This is a genomic window from Burkholderia sp. Ax-1720, from assembly GCF_011753035.1.
Taxonomy (GTDB): Bacteria; Pseudomonadota; Gammaproteobacteria; order Burkholderiales; family Burkholderiaceae; genus Burkholderia; species Burkholderia gladioli.
Map to the genome: position 1 here is coordinate 1 of NZ_VWWK01000021.1, position 25,825 is coordinate 25,825.

General features: G+C 67.4%; 22 protein-coding genes. 9 read left to right on the plus strand and 13 right to left on the minus strand.

The window, feature by feature from the left end:
- The 3 genes from F3J18_RS37820 to F3J18_RS09440 form a co-directional block, all read left to right on the plus strand.
- On the plus strand, nt 1-197 hold a 197-nt coding region (locus F3J18_RS37820), incomplete at its 5' end, for a hypothetical protein (RefSeq protein ID WP_205195368.1).
- Nucleotides 194-1,021 carry an AraC family transcriptional regulator gene (locus F3J18_RS09435; protein ID WP_166912646.1) on the plus strand — a complete coding sequence of 276 codons (828 nt, stop codon included), beginning with the start codon at nt 194-196 and terminating at the stop codon, nt 1,019-1,021. The genes F3J18_RS37820 and F3J18_RS09435, both read left to right, overlap by 4 nt.
- A 288-nt stretch (nt 1,022-1,309) precedes the next feature.
- Nucleotides 1,310-2,416: an NADH:flavin oxidoreductase/NADH oxidase gene (locus F3J18_RS09440; RefSeq protein WP_036055495.1), complete on the plus strand. Its 1,107-nt coding sequence runs from the start codon at nt 1,310-1,312 to the stop codon at nt 2,414-2,416.
- Nucleotides 2,417-2,491: 75 nt separating this feature from the next.
- Here the strand turns inward: F3J18_RS09440 and F3J18_RS09445 are convergent, their stop codons facing one another.
- The 6 genes from F3J18_RS09445 to F3J18_RS09470 all read right to left on the minus strand — a co-directional run bounded on the left by F3J18_RS09445 (nt 2,492) and on the right by F3J18_RS09470 (nt 9,541).
- Nucleotides 2,492-2,944 carry a hypothetical protein gene (locus F3J18_RS09445; protein ID WP_166912647.1) on the minus strand — a complete coding sequence of 151 codons (453 nt, stop codon included), beginning with the start codon at nt 2,942-2,944 and terminating at the stop codon, nt 2,492-2,494.
- Between the two features lie 64 nt (nt 2,945-3,008).
- The gene (locus tag F3J18_RS09450; RefSeq protein WP_166912648.1) at nt 3,009-4,145 is read right to left on the minus strand and encodes an L-dopachrome tautomerase-related protein; all 1,137 of its coding nucleotides are present in this window, start codon (nt 4,143-4,145) and stop codon (nt 3,009-3,011) included.
- Nucleotides 4,146-4,228: 83 nt separating this feature from the next.
- Nucleotides 4,229-5,536 (minus strand): MFS transporter, encoded by a 1,308-nt coding sequence (locus F3J18_RS09455; protein ID WP_166912649.1) that lies wholly within the window; start codon nt 5,534-5,536, stop codon nt 4,229-4,231.
- 89 nt (nt 5,537-5,625) lie between these two features.
- On the minus strand, nt 5,626-6,606 hold the full coding sequence (locus F3J18_RS09460) for a 4-hydroxythreonine-4-phosphate dehydrogenase PdxA (RefSeq protein ID WP_166912650.1): 981 nt from the start codon (nt 6,604-6,606) through the stop codon (nt 5,626-5,628).
- Between the two features lie 99 nt (nt 6,607-6,705).
- Complete coding sequence (locus tag F3J18_RS09465; protein ID WP_166912651.1) at nt 6,706-7,635, minus strand: LysR family transcriptional regulator; 930 nt, start codon at nt 7,633-7,635, stop codon at nt 6,706-6,708.
- Between the two features lie 97 nt (nt 7,636-7,732).
- On the minus strand, nt 7,733-9,541 hold the full coding sequence (locus tag F3J18_RS09470) for a M66 family metalloprotease (RefSeq protein ID WP_240154602.1): 1,809 nt from the start codon (nt 9,539-9,541) through the stop codon (nt 7,733-7,735).
- Nucleotides 9,542-9,880: 339 nt separating this feature from the next.
- Between F3J18_RS09470 and F3J18_RS09475 the strand changes: the two genes are divergently transcribed.
- The 3 genes from F3J18_RS09475 (at nt 9,881) to F3J18_RS09485 (ending at nt 11,971) form a co-directional block, all read left to right on the plus strand.
- Nucleotides 9,881-10,450, plus strand: a complete 570-nt coding sequence (locus tag F3J18_RS09475) for a carboxymuconolactone decarboxylase family protein (protein ID WP_096751755.1) — start codon at nt 9,881-9,883, stop codon at nt 10,448-10,450.
- An 89-nt stretch (nt 10,451-10,539) separates the two neighbouring features.
- Complete coding sequence (locus tag F3J18_RS09480) at nt 10,540-11,211, plus strand: peroxiredoxin-like family protein (RefSeq protein WP_166912652.1); 672 nt, start codon at nt 10,540-10,542, stop codon at nt 11,209-11,211.
- A gap of 40 nt (nt 11,212-11,251) precedes the next feature.
- Nucleotides 11,252-11,971 (plus strand): SDR family oxidoreductase, encoded by a 720-nt coding sequence (locus F3J18_RS09485; RefSeq protein WP_025097815.1) that lies wholly within the window; start codon nt 11,252-11,254, stop codon nt 11,969-11,971.
- Nucleotides 11,972-12,020: 49 nt separating this feature from the next.
- Here the strand turns inward: F3J18_RS09485 and F3J18_RS09490 are convergent, their stop codons facing one another.
- The gene (locus F3J18_RS09490; RefSeq protein WP_166912653.1) at nt 12,021-12,923 is read right to left on the minus strand and encodes a LysR family transcriptional regulator; all 903 of its coding nucleotides are present in this window, start codon (nt 12,921-12,923) and stop codon (nt 12,021-12,023) included.
- A gap of 967 nt (nt 12,924-13,890) precedes the next feature.
- Between F3J18_RS09490 and gcvA the strand changes: the two genes are divergently transcribed.
- The gene (gene gcvA / locus F3J18_RS09495; protein ID WP_013691250.1) at nt 13,891-14,841 is read left to right on the plus strand and encodes a transcriptional regulator GcvA; all 951 of its coding nucleotides are present in this window, start codon (nt 13,891-13,893) and stop codon (nt 14,839-14,841) included.
- 82 nt (nt 14,842-14,923) lie between these two features.
- Here the strand turns inward: gcvA and F3J18_RS09500 are convergent, their stop codons facing one another.
- From F3J18_RS09500 to F3J18_RS09525, 6 genes are all read right to left on the minus strand, one after another.
- The gene (locus tag F3J18_RS09500; protein WP_025097817.1) at nt 14,924-15,820 is read right to left on the minus strand and encodes a DMT family transporter; all 897 of its coding nucleotides are present in this window, start codon (nt 15,818-15,820) and stop codon (nt 14,924-14,926) included.
- Nucleotides 15,821-15,869: 49 nt separating this feature from the next.
- Nucleotides 15,870-16,901, minus strand: a complete 1,032-nt coding sequence (locus F3J18_RS09505) for a threonine/serine dehydratase (RefSeq protein ID WP_166912654.1) — start codon at nt 16,899-16,901, stop codon at nt 15,870-15,872.
- Nucleotides 16,902-16,920: 19 nt separating this feature from the next.
- Nucleotides 16,921-18,030: a DUF2817 domain-containing protein gene (locus F3J18_RS09510; RefSeq protein ID WP_240155327.1), complete on the minus strand. Its 1,110-nt coding sequence runs from the start codon at nt 18,028-18,030 to the stop codon at nt 16,921-16,923.
- Entirely contained in the window at nt 18,030-18,743 is a 714-nt protein-coding gene (locus tag F3J18_RS09515; protein ID WP_025097820.1) for a hypothetical protein, read from the minus strand. The genes F3J18_RS09510 and F3J18_RS09515 overlap by 1 nt, the downstream gene beginning before the upstream one ends.
- Before the next feature lie 3 nt (nt 18,744-18,746).
- Entirely contained in the window at nt 18,747-19,478 is a 732-nt protein-coding gene (locus tag F3J18_RS09520; RefSeq protein ID WP_025097821.1) for a hypothetical protein, read from the minus strand.
- A gap of 306 nt (nt 19,479-19,784) precedes the next feature.
- The gene (locus tag F3J18_RS09525) at nt 19,785-20,450 is read right to left on the minus strand and encodes an iron-containing redox enzyme family protein (RefSeq protein ID WP_223997645.1); all 666 of its coding nucleotides are present in this window, start codon (nt 20,448-20,450) and stop codon (nt 19,785-19,787) included.
- 1,337 nt (nt 20,451-21,787) lie between these two features.
- Between F3J18_RS09525 and F3J18_RS09530 the strand changes: the two genes are divergently transcribed.
- On the plus strand, nt 21,788-24,145 hold the full coding sequence (locus tag F3J18_RS09530; RefSeq protein ID WP_166912655.1) for an alkaline phosphatase family protein: 2,358 nt from the start codon (nt 21,788-21,790) through the stop codon (nt 24,143-24,145).
- Nucleotides 24,146-24,346: 201 nt separating this feature from the next.
- Complete coding sequence (locus F3J18_RS09535) at nt 24,347-25,813, plus strand: cytochrome c peroxidase (protein WP_166912656.1); 1,467 nt, start codon at nt 24,347-24,349, stop codon at nt 25,811-25,813.
- Nucleotides 25,814-25,825 lie beyond the last annotated feature (12 nt).

A 25,825-nucleotide genomic window follows, 5' to 3' on the forward strand; every position in this document is an offset into this window, starting at 1 on the left:
GCTTGCCGGCCGCCGGCCGGCGAGCACCGCGCCGCCAGCCGGCGGCAGGCAGCGGCAAGCAGCGCACCGCCGCGAATTTCGACGCCGGCGCGACGCGCCTTATACTGGCCGCTCGATCCGCGTGCCGGCCCCCGCCGCGCGAAGCATCGCATGGCGTGCGCCGCGCCTGGTCCGGCGCGTCAGGAATCGCATCATGAAGCACTATCCCACCGCTTCCCGTCATCTCTCGGACGACCGCGTCGCCGACGTCCGGCACGTATCGGTCGGCGGCTATCGCACCGAGCCGCACGCGCACGACGAGGAATACATGTTCCTGCTGCCGCGCGCCGGCCAGTTGATCCTCAATGTCGAATCGAACGCGGCGCCGCTGCGCGTCGCGCCGAAATCCTTCGTGGTGGTCCCGCCGCATCGCCTGCACGACACCCACGGCTACCGGCCCCAGCAGGAACACGTGGCGGTCTACGTGGCCCGCGATTTCGTGGCCCATTGCGAGCGCAAGGCGCGGCGCGCGCTGTCCTGCGCGCGGATCTCGGTCTGGTCCGCGCCGCTGCCGCTGCTCGACGCCGTGCGCGTGGCAGCCGGCACCGGCCAGGCCGGCGGCGGCGAGCTGGCCGCCTATCGCGCCGAGCTGGCCGCCCAGATGGCGGCGGCCGCCTGCGTGGAAGCCGGCCTCGCCTCGGCGCCGCTGCCGCCCGGCAGCGCCGACGCGCATCGCGAGCTGGTGCGCGACATCCTTGCCTTCCTCGACGCGACGCTCGACCAGCCGGTCGGGCTCGACCGCATCGCCTACGAGTTCGGACTGTCGCGCCGCACGCTCACGCGCATCTTCCGCGACGCGACCGGCGAATCGGTGGTCGACTACCAGTCGCGCCGACGCGTCGAGCAGGCGCGGGCGCTGCTGCGCGCGCCGAACATGACGGTGGTGGCCGCGGCCGCCGCGGTCGGGCTGGAGTCGCCCTCCTACCTGGCCCGGCTGTTCCGGAAACATGGCTACGCGCCGCCGCGCCGCATCAAGGGCTGAACGCCCGCTTTCCGCTTCCCCGCTTTCCCGCCGCCCTCCCCGTTTCCTTCAGACGAAATCGCCGTCCGGCGCGGCATCCGTCGCCATTAGCCACGTTTATCGATTCGATAATCAGCAGATAGTTTTCATTATGACGACCGCCCTTTAGACTCCGTGAAAACCCTGATCCGCGCGCCGTTCGATCCGGCGCGCTTCGTTTGGACGTGTCCCGCGGTTTCGGCGCGACGCCTCGGCATACCGATGGCAAAGCAGGCCGCGCGAACCGTCACCTGACCGAGAGGCAAGAGCATGACCGCTTTGTTTACCCCGTTCCGCCTGAAGGACGTCGAGCTGCGCAACCGCATCGCGGTGCCGCCGATGTGCCAGTACAGCGCCGTCGACGGCTTCGTCAACGACTGGCACCTGGCGCACTACACGAGTCTGGCGCGCGGCGGCGCCGGCCTGGTGATCGTCGAGGCCACCGCGGTGTCGCCGGAAGGCCGCATCACGCCGGGCTGCACGGGCCTCTGGGACGACGCGCAGATCACCGGGCTGGCGCGCATCGCCGCCGCGATCAAGGCGGCCGGCGCGGTGCCGGGCATCCAGATCGCGCATGCGGGCCGCAAGGCGAGCGCGAACCGTCCCTGGGAAGGCGACGACCATATCGCCAACGACGCGCCGGGCGGCTGGCAGACCATTTCGCCGTCGGCCTCGGCCTTCGGCAAGCACCTGCCGAAGGTGCCGCAGGCCATGACGCACGAGGACATCGCGCGCGTGCGCGGCGATTTCGCGGCCGCGGCGCGCCGGGCTCGCGAGGCGGGTTTCGAATGGCTGGAGCTGCACTTCGCGCACGGCTACCTGGCGCAGAGCTTCTTCTCGCCGCATGCGAACCAGCGCAGCGACGAATACGGCGGCGACTGGACGCGACGCAGCCGCTTCCTGCTGGAAACGCTGGCCGACGTGCGCGCGGCATGGCCGGAGAACCTGCCGCTGACGGCACGCTTCGGCGTGATCGAATACGACGGCGACGATGCGGCCACGCTCGATGCATCGATTCGCCTGGCGGGCGACCTGAAGCGCGGCGGGCTCGACATGCTGAGCGTCAGCGTGGGCTTCTCGACACCCGACGCGCAGATTCCCTGGGGCCCGGGCTTCCTCGCGCCGATCGCGGCACAGGTCAAGCAGGCAACCGGGTTGCCGGTCGCCTCGGCCTGGGGCATCGACGATCCGAAGGTGGCCAATCGCACCGTCGAACAAGGCCAGCTCGACCTGGTGATGGTCGGGCGCGCGCACCTGGCCGATCCGCACTGGCCGTATTTCGCGGCCAAGAAGCTGGGCGTGGAGCGGCCCTCGTGGGTGCTGCCGGCGCCGTATGCGCATTGGCTGGAGCGTTACGCGGTGGCGACGGGGGATTGAGCGGGCGCCTTCGGCCGGCATGAGCAGCACCGGCATTGCCGCGACGCGATCGTGGCAATGCCGCCCGCGCCGGGCTCAATGGGACGGCGCGTCGTCCTCGAAACGAATATCGCCTCGCATATGCACGGTCTGCCCGTTCGCATGCACGATGTTCGTATAGACCACATGCCTTTCGTAGTCCTCGACATGCACGACGTTGTCGCCGGTGTGCAGCTCGTGCCAATACACCAGGTAGACGTTCGGCCGTATCTCCGCGGCATGGTAGTCGACCGTATCCGTCACGCCCTTGTAGGGCCCGGTGAGGCCGACGAAGCTCATTTGCGCGGACGTCGTGAAATCGAGGCGGAACGTGTTGTCGCCGAAACGCACCAGCACCTTCCGGCCGACGGCCACGAAGCCGCCGTCGGCGGGCGCCACCGGGTTCGCGACGGGAATGCCGGAATCCGGCGCCTTGCCCGCGGCGGCGCCCGGCATGGCGAAGGCCACCACGAACCCCAGCGCGCCCATGCATTGCACAAGCCTGCGCATTCCGTTTTTCATGAGCTCTCTCGTAGTCGAAGGGGGGAGACAAGGTGCGTCGGCAACGATGCCTTCAGTGCGGCAGGCGTGTCCTGTAGACACCGTAGGGAAGCGTAGCCCGGCTGACGCCGTTGTTCCACTGCGCGCCGCGATTGAGTTGCGAGCTCGAGACATACAGGTAGCCATTCGTGCCGATGCCGAGCGAATCCGGCCAGATCAGGCGTGAATCCGTCACCAGCGTGTGGACGGTGAAATCGGGCGACAGGTACTTGATCGAATAATCGAGCGAGCTCGTCAGGATGATGTTGCCCGAGCTGTCCGCCTCCAGGCCGTGGGTAATGCCGACCTCCTTCACGAATTGCACCTTGGACAGCAGCGTGCCGGCATCGAGATTCGGATCGGCGAGATACTGCGTCTCGATCCGATAGAGATTGACGTTGGTGACCGGCTTGAAATACAGGAAGCGGTTATCGCGAGTCAGGGCGATCCCGTTGACGTTGGAGGCATAGGGCTTGCCCGTCGCGTCGCGCATCTCCACCCCGCCGTAGGACAGGACGATGTCCGGATCGGCCAGCGTGGGCGTGGTATTGGCCAGCACGACCCGCGACTTCCCATTGGATAGGTCGAGCACCACGATTGCCGCCAGCCCGGGATCGGACAGATAGGCGAGATTGCGCTGGGTGTCGACGCGCACGTCGTTCAGCGCGGAACGATGCTTGTCGAGATCGTCGAAATGATAGATCCGCAGCGCGCGGCCGGTGGCGATATCGAATTTGACCAGCTTGAAATAGCCTTCGGTGCTGCTGCCGTCCGGGTTTTGCGTGGCCGGCTGGGAGTCGAGCACCCAGAGGAAGTCGTCGGCATCGACATAGAGGTCCTGCACGCTGGCGAAATGGTGGTCGTCGCGGGCCGTCGCGGCGTTCCAGCTCGCATCGGGATAGGGAAGCTCGCTGCCGCCGACCACCTCGGTGAGCCCGTAGCGATACGGGCCGCCCAGCTTGGGGAACGAGACGAACAGGCGGTTGGTGGAGGACACGCCCACGCCGATCGCCTGGTACGGGCCGGACGAGGCGGCCAGGCCCAGGCGCTGCTGGCTCGGCGCGACGGCGGGCGTGTCCTCGAGCACGACCACCTCGGCCTGGGCGGCAGCGGCGAAGGCCGAGCCTCCCAGTGCGATAAACAGGCTGATTGCCAGCGCGGACTGTTTCATGATGACCTCGTTGCAGGTTGCTCACCAAGGACCCGCGGCCGCCGATCGGCCCCGGGGAGTCGCCTGTCTCGACGAAGGCCGGATCAGGACGTGCGAAGCTCGCGGTCGCAGGCCGCGTTCGGCGGCGCATCGATCGAACGCTCGGGATGGATCCTCAGCGTCATCAACGCGCCCATCACGAGAAACAGCAGCGAGCCCGCGAAAGGCAGGTTCCAGTTTCCCGTCCTGTCGATCACCGCACCGAACACCACCGGCGAGACGATGGTGGCGAGCGCCGCGCCGGTATTCAGCATGCCGCTCGCCGTGCCCGCATAGCGCGGCGCGACGTCCATCGGCACCGCCCAGATCGGCCCGATCGTCAGTTCCAGCATGAAGAACGCGCCGGACAACGCCGTCGTGACGATCGTCAGGTCGCGACTCAGCATCACCGGAACCATGCAGGCCGCGGCACCGAGCAGGCTGAACGCGATCACGCCCTGGCGCGCCAGGCGCAGGCTGCCGGTCCAGGCCAGCACGCGATCGCTCAGCACGCCGCCCAGGATGTCGCCGACCACGCCGGCCAGGAACACGCCGGATGAAAAGATCGCGGAGGCCTTCAGGTCCAGCCCGTAGCCGTGCAGGAAATAAAGCGGTACCCAGCTGAAGAACAAGGTGTTGCTCCATACCTGGCAGAAGTACACGAAGATCGACGGCGACATCCGCCCGGCAATGCGTCGCCACGGCGTCGGCGGTCTCGCGTGGGCGCCGGTGCCGCCGCGCAACGGCAATTGCGCGAGTTCCGCCTGGTTCACGCGCGGATGAGCGCGCGGATCGTCCCGGTAATACCAGACCCAGACCACGATCCACAGCGCCGTCAGCACGCCCACCGCGACGAAGGAGAGGCGCCATGAATACATCGTCGCGAGCAAGGCGACCAGCATCGGGGCGATCGCGTTGCCCAGGCGCGACGAGGAATGCGTGATGCCCTGCACGAAGCCGCGCTCCTTCGCGTGGAACCAGTTGGCGATCGCCCTCGACTGCGCCGGCAAGGCCGCCCCTTCACCGACGCCGAGCAGCAGGCGCGCCGCGCACAGCGATGCCAAGCCGCCGACCATGCCCGTCGCGATCGTCGCCACCACCCAGATGGCGCCGCAGATGAACAGGGTGCGACGCGCCTCGATGCGATCCGCCAGCCAGCCGCCGATGATCTGGAAGATCGCGTACGTATAGCCGAAGGCGGAAAAGGCGAGGCCCAAAGTCGTGTTGGACAGGCCGAGTTCCGCCTTGATCGGGCCCGCGGCGGCGGCCAGGTTGACCCGATCGAGATACAGGATGAACGACATCGCGCACAGCAGCGCGAGGACCGCCCGTTGGACGTGTGTACGCCCGGATTGCCGCAACTGCGAATTCATGTCTCCTCCGACTGCGAGGTCCGCGGCGTCACGCGAGTGCGCCGTCGGCCCCTGTTCGATCTGGATACGGGACGATCGCCGCCGCCCGTTCACGCCACCGGGATCGTCCTCGTGCTCGCCATGCGGCAGGCCAGGTCGAAGGCATGCGCCATCGCCGTGGCGCTGGCGCGCCCCTGCCCGACGATGTCGTAGGCGGTGCCGTGCGCGGGCGTCGTGACCGGAATCGGCAGGCCGCCCTCGACCGTCACGCCGATCTCGAAACCGAGCAGCTTGGTGGCGATCTGCCCTTGGTCGTGGTACATCGTCACGATGCCGTCGAGCTGGCCCGCGCGAGCGCGCAGGAAGATCGTGTCGGCCGGATAGGGGCCGCTCGCCTCGAAACCCCGGGTCGCGGCGAGCGCCATGCCGGGCTCGATCACGTCGCGCTCCTCGCTGCCGTAGTTGCCGTGATCGCCGTTGTGCGGATTGAGGCCGCACACGCCGATGCGCGGCGCGGCGACGCCGGAGGCACGCAAGGCGACGCTCAGCATGCCGATCGCATCCGCGACCGCCTCGGGCGACAGATGCGCGGACACCTCCCTGAGCGGAATGTGCGAGGTAACGCGAGCCGTCCACAAGGATCCCAGCACGTTCAGCTCGCCGCATACGCCGCGATGCCCGAGCTGGCTGGCGAACCAGCGCATCTCGTCCTCCTCGCGCATGCCGCCCAGGCGCAGCGCGCCTTTATTGAGCGGTCCGAAACATACGGCATCCGCCGATCCTTCCTGCACATGCCGCACCGCCAGGCGCAGCGAATCCAGCATGAAACGCCCGCTCGCCTCGCTGACCACGCCGGCTTCGAACACGGCGTCGCTGCCCGCCCAATGCGGTATCTCGAGCCATCGCGCGGCCTGGGGAAGCGGCACGCCAGCGGCGGCCGCGCCGCGCGCGAGCGCCTCGCGATTGCCGATCAGGAGGATCTCGGCTTTCCTTGCGGTATCGGGATCGGCCAGCAGCCTGGCGATGATTTCCGCGCCGATGCCGGCAGGGTCGCCGATGCTGAGCGCGATTCGAATGGGTGATGGGGACATGGGGTTCCGGCGGCGAGGGTGGTGGGTGCCGCCATGCGGGGTCAGGCGGCTCGATCCCAAGATAATGACGATCGGGCCGCCACGCCATCGCTGATTGGGCTAGGCAGGTTTCGCATCTCGCGAAACCGGCCGGGCCAGGATGTCGAGCACGGCCAGCGTGGAGGACGACAGGCTGTCGACCGGGCGATGGCAGAGCAGGAACTGGCGCGCGGCCCACTCGCCCTCGACCGGCAGGATTCGAAACCGCGGGCCGGCGGCCAGCACCCGCGCCACGCCTTCCGGCATCACGCCGATGCCGACGCGCGCGGCGATCATGGCCGTCATGCTGTCGAAGCTGCCGACGCGGATCCGCATGCGCAGGGCGCGATCCGCGGCATCCGCGAGCCGCGCCAGCGAGATGGAGATGGCCGAGCCTTCGGTCAGCCCGATCACGTCGCAGCCGAGGATGTCGTCGAGCGAGACGCGCTCGCGCTCGGCCAGCGCATGATCCGCGGTGGTCACGACCACCAGCCGGTCCTCGCGGTATTCGCGCGTCGGGAAGTCGAGCCGCCCGAGCGAGGCCTCGTAGATGCCGAGGTCGACCACGCCGCGCGAGAGCGCCTGCATCACGCCGTGGCTGTTGAGTTCCTGGAGATCGATGTCGATACCGGCATGCAGGTCGTGGCAGCGCTGGACGTCCTCGGCGAGAAACTGCAGGACGGCCGAGGTGCAGGCCGCGATCTTGACGATGCCTCGGCCGCCCTGCCGAAAGGCCGAGGCGTCGTCGGCCATGCGCGCCGCCGAATGCAGCATGCTGCGCGCGTGGGCCAGCAAGGCACGGCCCGCATCGGTCAGCGCCATGCCGTGAGGCCGTCGCTCGAACAGCGCGACGCCGAACTGCGCCTCCAGGTCGGCGATGCGCCGCGAGGCGGCCGCGGGCGCCAGCGCGAGACGCTCGGCGGCCTTGGTGACCGCACCCGATTCGGCGGTCGCCTCGAACAGCCGCAATGTCGTCAGATCGAAATGGACACGGTTGGCGCGACGAATCATGGCGACGGGAATTGGCGTGGACGATGCGCCGGATTGTATCCGCCCGCCCGGGCCGGCAGGGGCGCGCCCCGCGCCGGCCGCGAGCGCGCCCGGCCGACTAGGAGCCCACCACCACCGGCGCCGGCAACTGATCGACCGCCGGCGCCTCGATGTCGCGCGCGTGGATCAGCTCGCTATCCTGCTCGGTGATCGCCGGATAGGCCTTGCGCGAGTGGAACAGCTCGACGCGTCGCGGATGGCGCTGCAGATCGAGGTTCAGCGAGAAGGTGTCGAGCTGCGTCGTGCCGGTGATTTCCTTGTCGGGAATCAGCGCATAGTCGACCGAACCATCGGCATAGCTGATCTTCACGAAATAGCGCGCGTCGGCATAAAGCGCCGGCAGGCCGCTGCCGAACGGGCTCGGCAGCGCGAACACATTGCCGCTCTTCGCGAACAGCGGCGGATAGACCTGCGAGGTGCCGTCGGTCGAGCTGGCCGTCAGCGTACCGATCAGCGTCGCCACCGGCGTGTCGATCTTCACCGGCGCGAGCGCGCCGTCGGCCACGCTCGTCGCGTCGTAGCGCAGCGTCGTGCCGTTCCAGCGATACACGCCCGGCGTGGCGGTCTGGTCAGCGAGCGTCGGCGTCGTGTCGAGCCAGTTCTGCATCTTCATCGCCTGGTAGGCCGTGAACTGTGGATAGCAGGCGACGGCATTGCCGTCCTCGCCGCCATTCATCGGATCGTGCTTGCCGACCGATTGCCCGGTCGCCTTGTCGATCACCGGCCCATCCGCGTTGACGCGATACCAGGTGCGGAACTGGTTGTGCACGGTATCGAACCCCCAGGGATTGTTCGGCCCGTTGATGCCGTCGTTCGGATATTCGTCCGCGATTCCCCACTGCTTCGCGGTCCCCTCCGTGAAATGCGACAACCCCAGGGAATGCCCGAGCTCATGGGCGAAAAGGTTGCCGCATTGTCCGCTCGCGTAGTTCCAGGTGGCGGCCCAACCGGTCCAGCCGCCCGAGTAGCCGAAGGTATTGGCATCCTGGTACTTGCCCTTCGCCGCGTCGTAGTACCAGCCGATCCCGATATACGAGCCGAAGCTGTAGGGCGAGGAATCGCCATAGACCGTCGCGCCCTTCGCGTCGCGAATCAGCAGGCCGCGCCCGGTATTGGCCAGGCTGGCGCGAATCGCGAACGGCTTGAGCAATTTGCCATAGAGATCATTGGCGCCATCGGCCGTGACGTCGGCGAATCGGGTGTATTTGCGCGGAGCATGATTACCGCCCTGAAGCACCGCATAATCGAGCTTGAGTGTCGTGTAATCGAAATAATTCAGGGTGCTGACCGGAATCGAGCCGTAATAGTCGCGCGCCAGTTTCGAAATCGGCACTTCCGAGGTAGTGGGATCCTGTGCCGTCGGCCACAGCACCAGCGACAGCCTGCCGATCGTGAAGCGAGCCGGTCGCGCCCACTTGACGGGCGTCGCATCGAGGCTCGCGCCGTTGCCATAGCGGATGCCGAGCGAATACTGCGGCACCACGTCCGCGGCCGGCACCACGGCGCTCCACGCCGCCGTGCTGTAGGGCTGCAGCTTCGCCTGCGTCAGCCCGCTTTCCAGGATGCCGGGCAGGCCGGCTGGCGGCGTCAGGGGCACGCTGTATAAGGTCGTCGCGCCCTGCCTGACATCCAGATAAGGCTGCACGCCAGCCGGGACCGGCGTATCCGGGGTGAACAACAACAGGGCCTGGCGATGGATGATCGGCACGGGCGCCAATCGCGTGCCGCCGCTGCGCGGCACGACGTGAGTCTGCGCGAATTCGATTTTCCCGCTCGGTGCCGACTGGGCAAAGGCGTCGTGTTCCTGTGCAAGCACCAACAGGCCAGCCAATGCCAGCAGGCGTGTCAATTCGGACGATCGATTCATTGGAAAATCCTCTCAGAATATTCGGTTATTAATTTCCCATCACTGTCTCCTGAAAGCGGGTAATTATTTTTTTATCTTCACGATTGCCGAATATTACATCATCGATTTTTCACCAAACAGCATTTCGGATAATAGAAACGCCCATTAATCAAATGGGTCGACAAAGGAAGCCAATTCTTCCCGGCAGGAAACGACACCCCTCGAAACACGCCGGCGCCACCCCGCCCCGCCACCCGCCCCATTCCCCCCGGGAATGACTCCTATCACCGCCACCCGTCTTCTTCGCCCACCCCCGCGCTCGCATCATTCGCTCACCAACCCACCCAACAGGAGCGAACCATGAGCCACTTCCCCGCCTACACCATCGACACCGCCCCGGCCGCATCCAGGGCCACGCTCGAAGCCACGAAAAAGGCCTTCGGCTTCCTGCCGAACCTGCAGGCGCACATGGCCGAATCCCCCGAACTGCTGGCCGGCTATTCCGCGCTCTGGGACCTGTTCTCGAAGAGCACGCTGACGCCGCAGGAGCAGCAGGTGGTCTACCTCAGCGCGAACTTCGAGAACGACTGCCACTACTGCATGGCGGGCCACAGCACGCTGGCGAAGATGGTCGGCATGACGCCCGAATCGATCGCCGCGCTGCGTGCCGGCACCGCCCTGCCCGAGGCGAAGCTGGAGGCGCTGCACCGCTTCGCCACGCTGGTGGTGCGCGAGCGCGGCTTCGTGCCCGAGGCCGACATCGAAGCCTTCCTGGCCGCCGGCTACACGCGCCAGAACGTGCTCGAGGTGATCCTCGGCGTGGCCACCAAGGTGATGAGCAACTACACCAACCACGTGGTGCACACCGAATACGACGCCTTCATGAAGGGCAACGAGTGGACCAAGCCCGCCCAAGCCGTCGCCGCCTGAGCCGCGAAAAACCATGCAGCAGCCGGCGCACGCAACAGGCAGGCCGCGCCGGCCGACGCTCTCTTTCGATCATTCCCCAGGAGTCCATCATGTCCCTGCAACAGAAACTCGACGCCTTCAAGGCAGACTTCCGAGCCGGCAAGCCGCCCTACAATGCGCCCGCGGAAATCCACCCGATCATGGAGCGCGCCACCGCCGAGCTGATCGCCAGCGGCCAGGCCGGCCGCGCGGTCCAGGCCGGCGATCGCGCGCCGCAATTCACGCTGAGCGACCAGGACGGCAAGCTGGTGTCCTCGGCCGACCTGCTGGCCCAGGGCCCGCTGGTCATCACCTTCTATCGCGGCGTCTGGTGCCCTTACTGCAACCTCGAGCTGCAGGCGCTCGACGCGGCGCTGCCGCAACTGCGCGAATACGGCGCGCGGCTGGTCGCGATCTCGCCGCAGACGCCGGTCAACAGCCGCAAGTCGGTACGCGACAACCAGCTCGATTTCCCGGTGCTGAGCGATGCGAAGGGCGAGGTCGGCGCCGCCTTCGGCCTGCGCTTCGCGCTGCCCGACTATCTCGTCGAGCTCTACAGGAAGCTGAAGAACGACCTGCCGGTGACCAACGACGATCCGTCGTGGACGCTGCCGATGCCGGCGCGCTACGTGATCGGCCAGGACGGCGTGGTGCTCTACTCGGAGGTCAATCCCGACTACACGCGTCGCCCCGAGCCGGAAGACCTGTTCCCGGTGCTGGAACGCGCCCGCGTCGCGCGCTGAGCGCCTCGCCTGCCTTCTCTCTCGCCACTGGAGCCGATTCATGTCACAACGCAGCTTCCTCGTCACCGGCGCCTCGAAGGGCATCGGCCTCGCGCTGAGCCGGCGCCTCGCGCGGGCCGGCCATCGCGTGGTCGGGCTGGCGCGCGGCCAGGCGGCCGATTTCCCCGGCGAACTGGTCAGCGTCGATCTCGGCGACGCCGGCGCGACCGATGCCGCGCTGCGCGCGCTGCTCGCGCGCCAGGCCTTCGACGGCGTGGTCAACAACGTCGGGCTGGTGAAGCCGCAGCGGCTCGGCGCGGTCGAGCTCGCGACGCTCGACGAGGTGTTCTCGGTCAACCTGCACCCCGCCGTGCAGACGGTGCAGGCGCTGCTGCCGGGCATGCGCGAGCGCGGCTGGGGGCGGGTGGTCAACGTGTCGAGCCTGACGATCCTCGGCATCGCCGAACGCACCGCCTACGCGGCGGCCAAGGCGGCCCTGGTCAGCTTCGCGCGCTCCTGGGCGCTCGAATTGGCCGATACCGGCATCACCGTGAACGCGGTGGCGCCGGGGCCGACCGAGACGGAACTGTTCCGCGCCAACAACCCGCCCGGCAGCGAGGGCGAGCGCCGCTACCTGTCGGGCGTGCCGATGGGCCGATTCGGCCAAGCCGACGAGATCGCGGCGGCGATCGCCTTCCTGCTGTCCGAGGATGCCGGCTTCATCACCGGCCAGACGCTGTTCGTCGACGGCGGCGCCTCGATCGGCCGGCGCGCGTTCTAGGCGGCGCAGCGGGCGGTGCGACGGGTGGTGCGGCCGGCCGCGCCGCCGTTCAGCGCGGCGCGACCGGCTCGCCGGCCAGCACTTCCTCGACGAAGGCCACGAAGGCCCGCGCCTTCGAGGTCACCAGCCGGCCCGAGGGAAACACCGCCCAGAGGTCCACCGGCGGCAGCGACCAATCCGTCAGCACCGCGCGCACGGTGCCGTTCGCCAGTTCGGGCCCGAACATCCATTCCGACGCCACCGCCAGCCCCATGTCGGCGAGCACGGCGGTGCGCATGCCCTCGGCCGCGCTGACCCGCACGCGCCCCGACACGGCCACCGTCACCTCGGTGCCGTCGCGCCGGAACGACCAGGATTCGCCGCCGCCGCGCTGCGAGTAGATGATCGCCTGGTGACGGCTCAGCTCGGCCGGCGTGAGCGGCGTGCCGGCCTCGGCCAGGTACTCGGGCGTGGCCACCACCAGCCGCCGGCTGCTGGCGATCGGATGCGCCGTCATCGAGGAATCGTCGAGCCGCCCCATGCGCAGCGCCACGTCCACGCCTTCTTCCAGCAGGTCGATCGCGCGGTCGTCGAGGATAATGTCGAGCTGCAGGTCGGGATGGCGGTCGACGAAGGTCTTGAGCGCGGGCAGCACATGCAGCCGCGCGAAGGTCACGGCGGCGCCCACCCGCAGCCGGCCCGACAGCCCCGCCGACGATTCGCGCACCGCCTGCTCGGCCTGGTCGGCCTCCTCGATGGCGAGCCGCGCATGTTCGTAGAAACGCTGGCCGGCGTCGGTCGGCGTCAGGCCGCGCGTCGAGCGCAGCAACAGCCTCGCGCCCAGATGGGCCTCGAGCTGGGCGACGGACTTCGAGACGGCGGGCTGCCCGAGCTTCAGGCGCCGCGCGGCGGCCGAGAACGAGCCCGCCTCGACCACCGCCACAAAGGTTTCCATCGCTGCCATGCGGTCCATCGTCCCCTCCCCCAGTGATTCGAGCCGGTGCATCGGCGCCGGGCAGCAGTCTAGCGCGCATGGCACGGTGGAAGATATCGGCCGCCTCCCGGCCCACGCGATCGCATGCCGTCGCGCCCCGGCATTGCCGAGCGCGCGGCGGCCGGCTTATGCCGATTTCGTCAGCGAGACAGTTCCAGCCAGGACGATGCCGCGCCGCATGGATCAATCATCACAACGCACCGTCCAATTCATTTCATCATCCGTTGAATTAAAGGAAAATCACCTATGCAATTGGAATCAAAATCAAATAAATCGAAGGAAAGTCCATCCGCTTAAATCGCGCGCACGCCCGCCGGGCGCGCTCGCGCGGATTGCCGGCAAGCCGCGGCGAAGGCCGCCGGGCCGGGAACGGTTCCTGAGCCAGACTCATTCCAGCCCCTTTTCAACCTGCTATTCCTGACAGTGCCGGGACAGCGGGATACCCGACTGATCTCATCAAGTCAGCTATCAAATTGATGTAGATACTGCAATTGGTGTTTATAATCCCGGAATAATTTTTCATTTAGTTGAGCAATTGCCGGAATTGCACCGAGATTTATTCATACAACGTCAACAAAGCGGCCGTTAGACTCGTCTGCGCATGTCGAGCGACATGCATGCATGAGGCGCAGTCATCCCGCAGGCGAGTCTTCGGATCCGAAGCCGCCGCGCGATTTTCGAACCAACGGCCGCGTTTGCTGACTTAAATGTATGGACGGATGGCGTTCGCGCCGCGGGCTTCGGCGGGGTTCCGAAGCCGGGCCGGGCGGCGTCGGCGGGTCGGGAGAGCGGCTCGCGAGGCGCCAGGCAGGATGCCCGGGCCGGATTCGGCCCGGCGGCGGCCGTGACGAAACCGGTGCATCATCGTTGTCAGATTAGTAAGCCGGCGGCCCGAGCGCGCCGGCACGAGGCGAGAGCAATCAACTTACGTCAGAGTCAGAGCCACATGTCGAGCCCGAACAAATACTCCGCGCTGCCGTCCTTGCGGGCCCTACGCTACTTCGTGAGCGTGGGCCGGCACCGCAGCATCAAGACGGCCGCCGAGGAAATCCACGTCACGCCCTCGGCGATCAGCCAGCAGATCGTCAAGCTCGAGGAAGAACTGGGCGTCAGCCTGCTGCAACGTTCGCCGCGCGGCATCGACATCACCCCGCACGGCATCCGCTACCTGCAGGAGCTGCAGCAGGTGTTCGACCTGATCCTGCGCGCCACGGACCGCCTGCGCAGCAATGCCAACCATACCGATATCGTCACGGTCAGCTGCGCGCACAGCTTCGCGATGCAATGGCTGGTGCCGCGCCTGTCGGAGCTCTCGCGCGTGGCGCCCGGCGTCGACCTGCGCATCAGCACCACCAACCGCTACGCGGCCTTCGTCGACGACCAGATCGATTTCGCGGTGCGCCACGGCGCGGGCCGCTACCAGGGGCTCAAGTCCGAGCTGCTGCTCGACGATCCGCTCTACCCGATCTGCAACCCGCGCCTGATCGAGCAGGCCGGGCCGTTCCAGTCCTTCCAGGACCTCGGCCGCGTCACCCTGCTGCACGACGAGCGGCACAAGGAATGGCTCGCCTGGCTCGACCGCTACCAGGTGGGCGGCGTGCGCGGCGATCGCGGCACCATGTTCATCGACTCGAACGGCGTGATCCACGCGGCGCTGGCCTGCCACGGCGTGGCGCTGGCCCGCAAGTCGATCATCGCCTCGGAGCTGGCCGACGGGCGCCTGACGATCCTGTTCGACGCGCCGATCACCCCCGAATACGCCTACTACCTGGTCTACCCGGAGCAGACGCTCGACAACCCGAGCGCGCGCGTGTTCCGCCAATGGCTAATGGAAGCGGTGAAGAATCCGCGCCCCGCCGAGCAGCCGGTGGTCCAGCTCAGCGCTGCGGCCGACTGAGGCCGCCGGCAGCCGGCCTCGCCGGGACGCCGTGCCAGGCCGGACATCGGGCCGGACCTCAGACCGAACACCAGGCCGCACATCAAGCCGAGCGCTTGCCGGTCAGCACCGACAGCTTGAGCACGCCGCTCGCCAGCATGGTGCCGAGGATCACCACCGCGCAGCCGAGGAACATGGTGGGCGTGATCGCCTCGCCGAGGAACAGCGAGCCCCACACCAGGCCGAAGATCGGCACCAGGAAGGTGACCGAGACCGCGCGCGCCGGGCCGGCGGTCGAGATCAGGTAGAAGTAGATGATGTAGGCGATGCCGGTGCAGGCCACGCCGAGCGCGATCACCGAGCCCCAGGCCAGCGCCGAGACGGGATGGGCGGGCCAGTACAGGAACATGAAGGGCAGCAGCACGATGGCCGCGCCGATCATGCTGCCGGTGGCGATCGCCAGCGAATCGACGCCGACCAGGAATTTCTTGGTGGCGTTGGCCGAGATGCCGTACAACAGGGTCGCGCCGAGCACGGCGAGCGGCGCGATCGCGCCGGCGCCGAACGAGCCGCCGCCCGTCAGGTCCTTCCAGACCAGGATCAGCACTCCCGCGAAACCGATGAACAGGCCCGCCACGCGCAGCCCGCTCAGGCGGTCGCCGATCCACAGGAAGGCGACGATGGCGGCCCACAGCGGCGTGGTCGCGTTGATCACCGAGGTGATCCCGGCCGGCAGCGTCAGCTCGGCGTAGGCGAACAGGCAGAACGGCAGCGCCTGGTTCAGCACCCCGATCACGAACAGCGGCAGCAGCTTGCCGGACATGCGGTGGAAACCGCGCCGGGAAGCCAGCACGATCGCGAGGAACACCGCCGCGATCAGGATCCGCACCGCCATCAGCGGCACCGGCCCGAACTCGGGCGCGCCGACGCGAATGAACAGGAAGGAGGCGCCCCAGAGGGCGGCGAGCGTCAACAGCAGCGTGAAATTACGGGCGTTCATGTCTTGGCTTGGGGAGGGTGGCCGGCAAACGTTTGTGTAGGAAGGGAAATCAGGGCCGTGCCTCGGCGGGTTCGCCGCGAACCCTGGCGGGATCGGTGTTCGCGCCGCAGACGATGACGGCGACGCGCTCGTCGCGCGCCGGCACGTAGCGTCCCGACAGCAACGCGGCGAAGGCGGTCGCGCCGCCCGGCTCAGCCACCAGCCGCAGCTCGCGCCAGAAGGCGCGCTGCGCGGCGACGATCTCGGCATCCTCGACCGTCAGCATGCGCGCCACGCGCGGCGCGATCACATTGAAGGTATGGCGACCGGCGCGGCGCGCGCCGAGCGAATCGGCGGCCACGCCGCCGACCGTCACGTCCACCGGCTCGCCCGCCTCGAGCGCGGCACCCACCGCACGCGCCGTGACCGGCTCGACGCCGATCACGCGGGTGGCCGTGCCGGCATACCAGGCGCATACGCCGGCCAGCAGGCTGCCGCCGCCCGCGGCGACCAGCACCGTGTCGGGCGCGCCGGCCTGCTGGTCGAGTTCGAGCGCGACCGTGCCCTGCCCCTCGATCAGCTCGGGTTCGTCGAAGGCGTGGATGGCCAGCGCGCCGGTCTCGCGCGCATGCCGCTCGCTGGCGGCCAGCGCCTCGCCGTAGTTGGCACCGCTCACCATCACCTCGCCGCCGAGCTCGCGGATCTGCCGCAGCTTTTCCGGCGGCGTCAGCGTCGGCACGAACACCTGGGCGGCAAAGCCGAGCGTGCTGGCCGCATGCGCGACCGCGATGCCGTGGTTGCCGCCCGAGGCCGCCACCACGGTGCGCGCGCCGTTCACGTCGCCGCGCGCGAGCAGGCGGTTGAACACGCCGCGCGGCTTGTAGGAGCCGGTGTGCTGGCAGGTCTCGAGCTTCAGCGCGAGGTCGAAATCGAAGCCGAAGCTGCCGGCGGCCAACTGCAGCACCGGCGTGCGCCGCACGCGCGCGGCGATGCGCGCATGGGCGGCCACGATGCGCGCGCGCCAGTCGTCGAGCGCTGCCTGCGCCGCCGGATCGTAGAGGGCGAGACCTTGGTCCCGCCCGGCGCCACGCTTCATGTCCATCGCCTGCTTCTCCTTGCCCTCAGGCACTTTCGTCGGCCAGCACGCGGCCGGTCACGCCGGCCAGCGCCGCGCGCAGCACGCGCAGGCCGCCGCTCAGCACGGACTCGCGCCAATCGTCGCGCGGCACGTCGAAGAATGCGCGCAGGGCCGCACGCGCCCGCGCGGCGGCCGGCGAATCGCCATAGGGATCGTTGCGCCAGGCCACCGCCTCGGCGCGCAGCGCGGCCACCGCGTCCGGCACCGGGTGGGTGCCGAACTCGAGCGCGATCGAGGTCAGCGAGCGGCCGAACAGCCAGCGCCGCCAGGCATCGTAGAGCGTGCCGTCGAGGTCGTTCGAGACCGCGCCGCCGGCGCGCGGCGCGCCGAGCGCCGGCCCGAACCAGGCCTGGGCGCGCGCCAGCGCGGCCGAGCCCGGCAGGTCGAACGATACCGGCTGCCCCTCGCCGTAAGGCCCGAGCCCGGTGTGCAGGTCGACCAGCGCGATATCGGCGGCATGGCCGAGGTTCTCGCGCACCAGCTCGCCGATCAGCCGCGCGCTCCAGGTCGTCTCGTTGCCGCCGTAGAACAGCCCGTCCGGATGTCGATACTGGCCGCGCGAGAGCGCTTCCTGGAACGCGGCGATGCCGTGGCGCCCGGTGAAGTCGCGCAGCGACGCGTCGGCGCGCACGCGCGCCACCGGATCGTCGTCGCCGGTCAGCAGGGCGTCGTGCAGCGCGTCGTAGCCGTCGTTGCTTGGGCGCGCCGTGTTCCAGTCGATGAAGTTGCGGTTCAGGTCGACGTTGTCCTCGTTGACGCGCCGATGCCAGGCGAAGCCGAACGGATTGAGCGCATGCACCAGCATCACCGCCGCGTCGCAAGGCAGCTCGCCCGCGTCCTCGCCGGCCAGCCAGGCGCACTGGATCGCCGAACCCGCGTAACCCTCCACGCCATGCGTGCCCGATACCACCACCAGCACGCGCGAGGCGGCGGCCGGCCCGAGCCAGGCCACGTCGGTGGTCAGCGTGACACCGTCCGGACCGCGCGCGGGGTTGCGCACCTGGGCGAGCCGCGCGCCACGCCGCGCCGCCGCCTCGCGAAAGCGCGCGCGCGCCGCCTCGTAGCTGTCGGAGAACATCTCGCCGGCCTTCATCACGCCGCCAGTTCGATGCCCGTGGCGCGATGCCAGTCGACCGTCAGGCCGAGCGAGCTCATCTCGCTGTCGAAGCGCGCCACCGCGCGCTCGCGGAAGTCGGGATAGAGCACGCCGTGACGGATGCCGGTGTCGAGCAGCCCGGAGATGTCGCGCCAGAGGTAGGGGTGGATATGGTCGCGATACCAGTCGCAATGGACCTGGGCGCGCACGCGCTCCTCCGGGTTCTCCTCGAACATGCGCTCCAGCACCTTCTTGCCGAAGGCGAGATGGGTCGCTTCCTCGCGCGCGATCTGGCGGAACGAGGGGAAGATGTCGGGACGCGTCTCGCTCATCTCGGCCAGTTCCTCCATCGCGAGCACGCCCTCGGCATACACGTTCAGGCCGATCAGCACCTCGAGCTCGTCATCGCTCTCGAACAGCTTGTCGAAGCGGTTGTCGATGTCCTTCAGGCGATAGCGCTCGATCAGCGCGTCGTCCCATTGCAGGCCCAGGTGGCGCACGCCTTCCTTGAAGAAGTTCGAGTGGGAGACCTCGTCGTGCGCGTGATGCACCAGGTAGAACTTCTCGCGCAGGTCGTCGCGGCGCGGAATCCACTTCGCGCACAGATCGATGATCTCGAGCTCGGAGAAGTAGAAGTTGACGTTGACCGTCAGGATCAGGTCGAGCAGTTCCTGGCCGCCCTGGTCGAGAATCTTCTTGTAGAGTTCCATGCGTCAATCTCCTTGGCCGCGCTTGAGCAGGTAGCGGGCGAAGCGTGACTTGTCGGCACGCAGCGCCTGGGTGGTGATGTCGAGCAGCGAGCAGAGCAGCGCCACGCTGGGCGTCTCGCTGGCAAGTTCGCTGTCGTGAAACGATGCGCCGAGCCGCTGGGCGCCCATCTGCAGGAAGGCGTGCAGGGGGCTTTCGCGGCTGTCGGAAAAGGCGTCGATGACCAGCGTGGTGTTGAAGCCGCCGACCAGGTAGCGCTTGACCACGGCCTTGAACAACAGTCCCGACAGGCCATACGGCGCGCTGTCGAAACGACGCCGGCGCCAGGCGGGATCGACGATCAGCCGCTGCGGCTCGACCAGTTGCGTATAGCGCTTGAGCGGGCCGAGCGGGAAGAACCGCTCGATCGGCAGGCCGACGCGCGAATCGCCCACCACGCGCACCGTCGCGATCATGATTTCCGCCGCGCCGGCGTGCGGCCGGACGAACACCGCCAGATAGTCGCCGCTGGCGTGATAGTCGTCCTCCACGGCATGCACTTCGTCCTCGACCTCGAGCAAGCCGCGCTCGGCGCCGTAGACGCGTTGCCACAAACCACCCACTTCGCGCATCGACTGCGGATCGTCGCGATCCAGCGTGCGTACCGTGAACTGCGGGAAGGCATCGGATGGCGCCAGCCCGGGGGGAGCCCAGGCTGGCGCAAGCGCTTCCACGACGGTCGATTCATCTTCCGGCATAGGCAGTACTCTCGTTTTCCGAGGGCTGGCGCCGCTCGGGTTCTCTCAGGTTCGGAGGCTGGTGCCCCTCGCTCTTGCCGCGGGTTTTGCCCGTCGGCGCTCTCTCAGGTTCAGGGGCTTTTCGCCCTCTCGGGGGCTTTTCGCCCCTCGTTGCTGTCGCGTCGGGATCGTGATCCCTCGGCTTCCTCGGAATGCGGGAGTCATGGCTCCCTGGCTGTTATTCGGTACCACGCAATGGATGCACGGCGATCGCATGTGCTCGCGCTGGGGCCGGCGGCACGTGCCGGCCCGGGTGCCGCGCCGCGATCAGCGGTATTCGACGTAGTGGAGCGAGTCGTCCCACATGCGCTTGTAGAAGGTTCCCGCCACGTAGGAGGCATGTGCCATCCAGCGCACCTCCTCCTCGTTGAGCGGCGAACGATCGATGATGTCCCACAGCTCGACCACGTGTTCCTTGTCGGTCTCGCCGTGCGAGAAGAAGAAGCTCAGGTTCTCGTGCTTGAGCGGCGTCTTTTCCAGCACCAGCTTGCCGAACCAGGCGCCGTAGCGCTGGCCGATCCCTTCCAGCACGATCGAGCTGGCCAGGCGCGTGCCCGGCATATGCAGCGCGTTGTGCACGTTGAAGGCCACGTAGGCCATCGCCGAGGGTTGCGGCAGCAGCGTCTTCGGATCCGGGCCCTGGTAGCCGGTGGAATAGAGATCGTCGAGGATCCACTTGTAATGCGGGATTTCCTCGTGCGCATGCGCCACCAGGTATTCGCGCAGCTCGGTCAGGCGCGTCGGGCAATTGGCGGCGGCCGCCGCGAACGACATCGAGCCCTGGTAGATCTGGTAGAACAGCGTCAGCAGCAGGTGCTGGTAATCGGTCACGCTCCACTTGCCCGCGTCGAGCGCGCTGAACACACGGTTGCCGGCGAATTCCTCGATCGCCTGGTTCGCCGCCTGGCGAACCGCCTTGTAATCGACTGACACCAATCGCGACTCCGCTTGCTTGAAGGTTCATCCACCGGCGGGCTGGGGCCCGCGCCGGGCGGCTTTCATTTCGTCTCGATTGTCAATCGTCTCGCGAATCGAAAAGAATCGGAAGGTCGATTAATAAATCGATATAAATCTGACGTCGGAGGGCAGATTACCAATGCGAAACAAAGGGAACAAGCTAGATTTTTTTCGGCAGCTTTAGATTGGCTAAAGCTCGATTGCCGCGTGCCGGCGCGGCGCCGGGCCGGCACGATACGCCGGAGATGTCCGCCTGGCGGGGCGCGGCGGCCGGCGCACCGGTCAATGGCACCGGTACCGGCGATGGATGCGAAGAATCGGCCTCGAATCCGATTTAATCAATGAATAAGCCGCTTGTTTCAATTTTGAAAGCTGCGATCACAGAGAAAGACAAGCGCTGGAATTGGTTTCAAGCCCGATATCATTAAAATGTTTTCCGGCATTATGCAAAGAATCGCTTTGATGGCGCAAGTGGCGATCCGCGATTGCCGCGCGGCGAGCATCGACGCCGGCCGGCGTTCAATACTTCGAACTGCTGACCAAGCATGCGGGCCGCTTGGCAGCGCTCGATATCGAGGATCGCGGGATGCCGGGCCGGCACGATCGACACCGATCGATCGGCAAGCGCTCGCGAACGAGACGGCGGGCGGGTGGGAAAAATCCGCGCGGGCAGGACGAGGACGACCCGGCAGCCTCGCCTCGTCCATCGCCCCGCCGCTACCGCGATCGGCGTGATCCGTGCCGCAACCGGCAGGCGCCAGCCCCGAACGTAATCGTCCGTAATCTGATTCTTTGCTTTTCTCGCGAAAAATTACAGGCTCGATTTGATTCGCGCCCTGACCCAAAAAACTTTCAATAATCGCACGTCAATCATTAACAACAGCTTTCCATTTCGACATCTTTCCTCATACTTCACGCCGCGCTCGATCGCCCTGCCCGGCGCCCGTCGAAGCGATCGTCGCGCGCGACGGTCCCCGGCAATCCGACAAAAACCCTGAAAATTCAGCATCACCGATGCGTTTCCCGCGCCCACCACGGTCCCCGCAGCCGCCTTCCTCGATACCGGAAGCCTCATCGCCACAATGGAAAGCACTTCGTAATAAGTCGCATCTTCACATCATTTCAAACCTTACGATCCACATGATCGTTTTATTTCTTTTTTATTAAAAAATGACCGAATAGTCAGAATTCCCCGGCGATCCCTGTCACGAAAACGTAAATAGCCCGCTCCAATAATTCGCCCCGACAAAAAGTTCACGGATCGGCTTTCGTGAGAACGCAAGAAGAACTCATCAACCCACAGGGACCCCAAAATGTCGGTTAGTTCAAAGCTACGCATTCCCCTCCTGCTGACCTCGATCGCGGCAGCCAGCATGCTGGTTGCCTGCGGCGGCGACGATGATTCGTCCTCCGCATCGAACGGCAACGGCGGCACCACCACCTCGACCAAGACGCTCACCGGCACCGTGGCCGCCTCGGCCCTCGTGCCGGGCGGCACCAACGGCGACCCGGTCATCAAGGCCGGCTACTACGCCGGCGCGACGGTGTGCCTCGACGTCAACGGCAACGGCAAGTGCGATGGCAGCGACCCGGTCGCCACCACCGACGCCAAGGGCCAGTTCACGCTGAAGGTGGCCTCGAACGCCACCGGCCAACTGCTCGCCGACATCAGCACCAAGGCCACCAACACGGCCGCCGGCAGCGCCGTGGCCAGCCACCTGGTGCTGCGCGCCTCCGCCGCCCAGGTCGCCGACCAGGGCGCGAACATCGTGATCAGCCCGATGTCGAGCGAAGTGCAGCGCCTGGTCGAAGCGAACAACAGCAGCTACGCCACCGAGAAGGCCAATCTCGCCACGCGCCTGAGCGGCGCCGGCGTGGCCAACGCGGCCTCGTCCGTCACGGTCCCGGCCGGCGACGTGCTCGCCGATGCCGGCAAGCTCTCGGGCGCCGAGCAGGCCGCGATCCTCTACGAGGACAACGCGCTGAGCAACCGCTACACCTACGCGACCACCAAGCTCGATCGCGGCGACCTGTACCCGGACAACCTCGCGGTCACCGGCGGCGATCCCTCGCTGGCGAAGCTGCAGGGCATCAGCAGCAACACGATGGTGACGCCGACCCAGACGCAGGCGCCGATCACCTTCGCGCAGGCCCAGCAAGCCGCCTTCAACGTGGAAGGCATCCCGCGCTACGACGCGGTGTTCATCCTGATGCTCGAGAACCGCTCGATCGGGACCACCACGGGCGGCACGATCGGTATCGAAGGCTCGGGCGACGCGCCGTACATCGCCGGCAACCTCGACTTCACCACCGGCAAGTGGAACCAGGCGACCACCTACTACTCGACCGGCAACCCGTCGGAGCCGAACTACACGGCACTGGGCGGCGCGGACGACTGGGGCATCACCGACGACAACTGGTGGGGCTGCAACGTCGATGCCTCGTCGCTGACGGACGCCGCGTTCAAGGGCGGCACGGCATCGGACGGCCAGCCGCTGGTCTCGACGTCGGCCGTTCCGGCCAACGCCAACGGCGACCTGTCCGGCTTCGGCAACTGCCCGACCGGCTCGAACGCCGCGCATAACATCACCGCGCCGAACCTGTTCACCCTGCTGACGAACTCGGGCCTGAACTGGCGTACCTACAGCGAGTCGATGAACCCGGGCCAGGACGTGCGTACCGACAGCATCGCCGACGCGGCGGTGGTGGCCGGCTACAACGGCGCGGCAGGCACCACGACGGCCGGCATCACCAGCCCGGCGATCGCGATGCCGAGCGCGCTGTACAAGACCAAGCACCACCCGGGCATGGCCTACCAGACCGCGCGTTCGCTGCCGGACTTCTTCGCCAGCAACCGCACGATCTTCGGCACGCAGTACGCCGACGCGATCAAGAGCACCTCGGTGTACCCGGTCCCGCAGAACTACAACTTCGACCAGTTCAGCACCGACCTGGCGAACGGCGACGTGGGCGCGATCAACTTCGTGGTGCCGGACCAGTGTGACGACATGCACGGCACGGGCAACGATCCGACCTGCAAGAACGACAACCTGGTCAAGCGCGGCGACTCGTACGTCCAGCAGGTGGTGAGCAAGATCCAGGCATCGCCGATCTGGAACAACCCGAAGCGCCACGTGGCGATCGTCGTGATGTTCGACGAAGGCGAAGGCAGCTCGACCTCGTGCTGCGGCTGGAACCCGTCGCAGACCAGCAAGGCCGAGCCGCTCACGTTCGCCAACGGCACGTACACGCCGACGGTGACCACGGTCTACAACCACGGCAACCACGGCCACGGCAACTCGATCTTCGGCGTGATCACCAACCATGGTCCGCAGGGTATCCAGGATAGCGACGCGTACAGCCACTTCTCGCTGGTCCGCACGATGCAGGACATGTTCCAGCTCGCCGACCCGGCACCGGGCCAGGAGTTCACCTACCTCGCCCGCGCGAAGTACACGGAGAGCTTCATCTCGCAGAACATCCTGAACCTGCCGGAACTGGCAAGCAGCGCCGATACGCACTTCGACTCGGTCCGTCCGATGAACCATGCGTACATCACGCCTGCCGGCTACACGCAGAAGCTCAATCCTGCCGACATCATCAACACGCAGGAAGCGAATCGCCAGCCGGGTCCGGACAAGACCCAGACCAACATCTGGGCGATCCAGTAAGTCCCGCGTCCGCGGGGAGGCGCCAGCCCGGACGGGCCGGCCCCTCCCCGCTCCGAACGCTTGCGTAGTGAAGCCGGGCAGGCCCTTGAGCACGCCCGGCGATTTCGTTGATGACCCTGTCCGGCCACCCGGCACCGCGCCTCGCGCGACCGGCCGCGCCGAACGACAAACCGAATGCCTGACCAGAAGAAGATAACCGCCATGCGCACGCTATCTCTTGCATTGATCTGTGTACTTACCGCGCTGCTGGCTGCCTGCGGCGACGACTCGTCCGGCGGCGGCGCCTCCGGCTCGTCGGGCGCCTCCGCGCCGGCCGGCGGCAGCAGCACCGCGGCCTCGACGCTGAGCCCCAAGGCGCAGCTCGGCGAGAAGATCTTCTTCGACAAGACCCTGTCGGGCAACAAGAACATGGCCTGCGCGAGCTGCCACGACCCGGCCTATGCCTACGGGCCGCCGAACAGCCTGTCGGTGCAGCTCGGCTCCGATCCGTCGCAGGCCGGCGTGCGCGCGGTGCCCTCGCTGCGCTACAAGTCGATGACGCCGCCCTACAACGACAACGCCGACAACCCCGACGGCGTCACGCAGAACGCGCCCGGCGGCGGCTTCATGTGGGACGGCCGCGCCACCTCGCTGGCGACCCAGCCGGCCCTGCCCCTGCTGAACCCGATCGAGATGAACAACAGCTCGCCGGACGCGGTGGTGAAGGCCGTGCAGAACGGCGCCTATGCCGCGCTGTTCCAGCAGGTCTACGGCAACGCGGTGTTCGGCAACACCACCAGCGCCTTCAACGCGATCGGCGACGCGCTGCAGCAGTACCAGAACGAGGACGAATCCTTCGCGCCCTACTCGAGCAAGTTCGACCTCTACATCGGCAACAAGATCGGCGGCACGCTGACCGCCGCCGAGACGCACGGCCTGCAACTGTTCAACGACACCAGCAAGGGCGCCGGCTGCGCGGCCTGCCACTACGTGGGCGCGAACTTCAACGGCTCGACCGGCCTGATGACGGACTTCACCTACCAGGCGATCGGCGCGCCGCGCAACGACACCTCGATCCCCGGCAACCCGAACCCGATCCCGGCCGACGCGGACGCGAGCTTCTTCGACATGGGCCTGTGCGGCCCCTACGCGACGCTGCACGTGCCCGGCACGGCATCGAGCGGCGCCGGCCCCGATTCGTTCACCGGCGTGAACGTGCCGGACCCGTATTGCGGCCGCTTCAAGGTGCCGACGCTGCGCAACGTGGCCACCCGCAACGCGTTCTTCCACAACGGCGTGTTCCACTCGCTGGTGCAGGTGGTGAACTTCTACAACACGCGCGATACCAACCCCGAGTACTGGTACCCGGCCACCGGCGGCACCGGCGCGCCCACCAGCAACCCGAGCTTCGCGCTGCAGCCGACCTACCTCGCCGGCGCCACCGTCAACCGCTTCAACGACCTGCCGGCCGACTATCGCGGCAACATCGACGAGGAGCTGCCGATGGGCCAGGGCCAGACCGACGCGGGCGGCACCACCGCCGCCGACGGCGCCCAGGCGCGTAGCTTCCACTCGGCGCCGCAGCTCTCGCAGAAGGACATCGCCGACCTGGTCTGCTTCATGAAGACGCTCAGCGACGGCTACCAGGCGCCGGCCACCGCGCCGAGCTCCGGCGACTGCGTGAACTGAGCACCTCCTGTC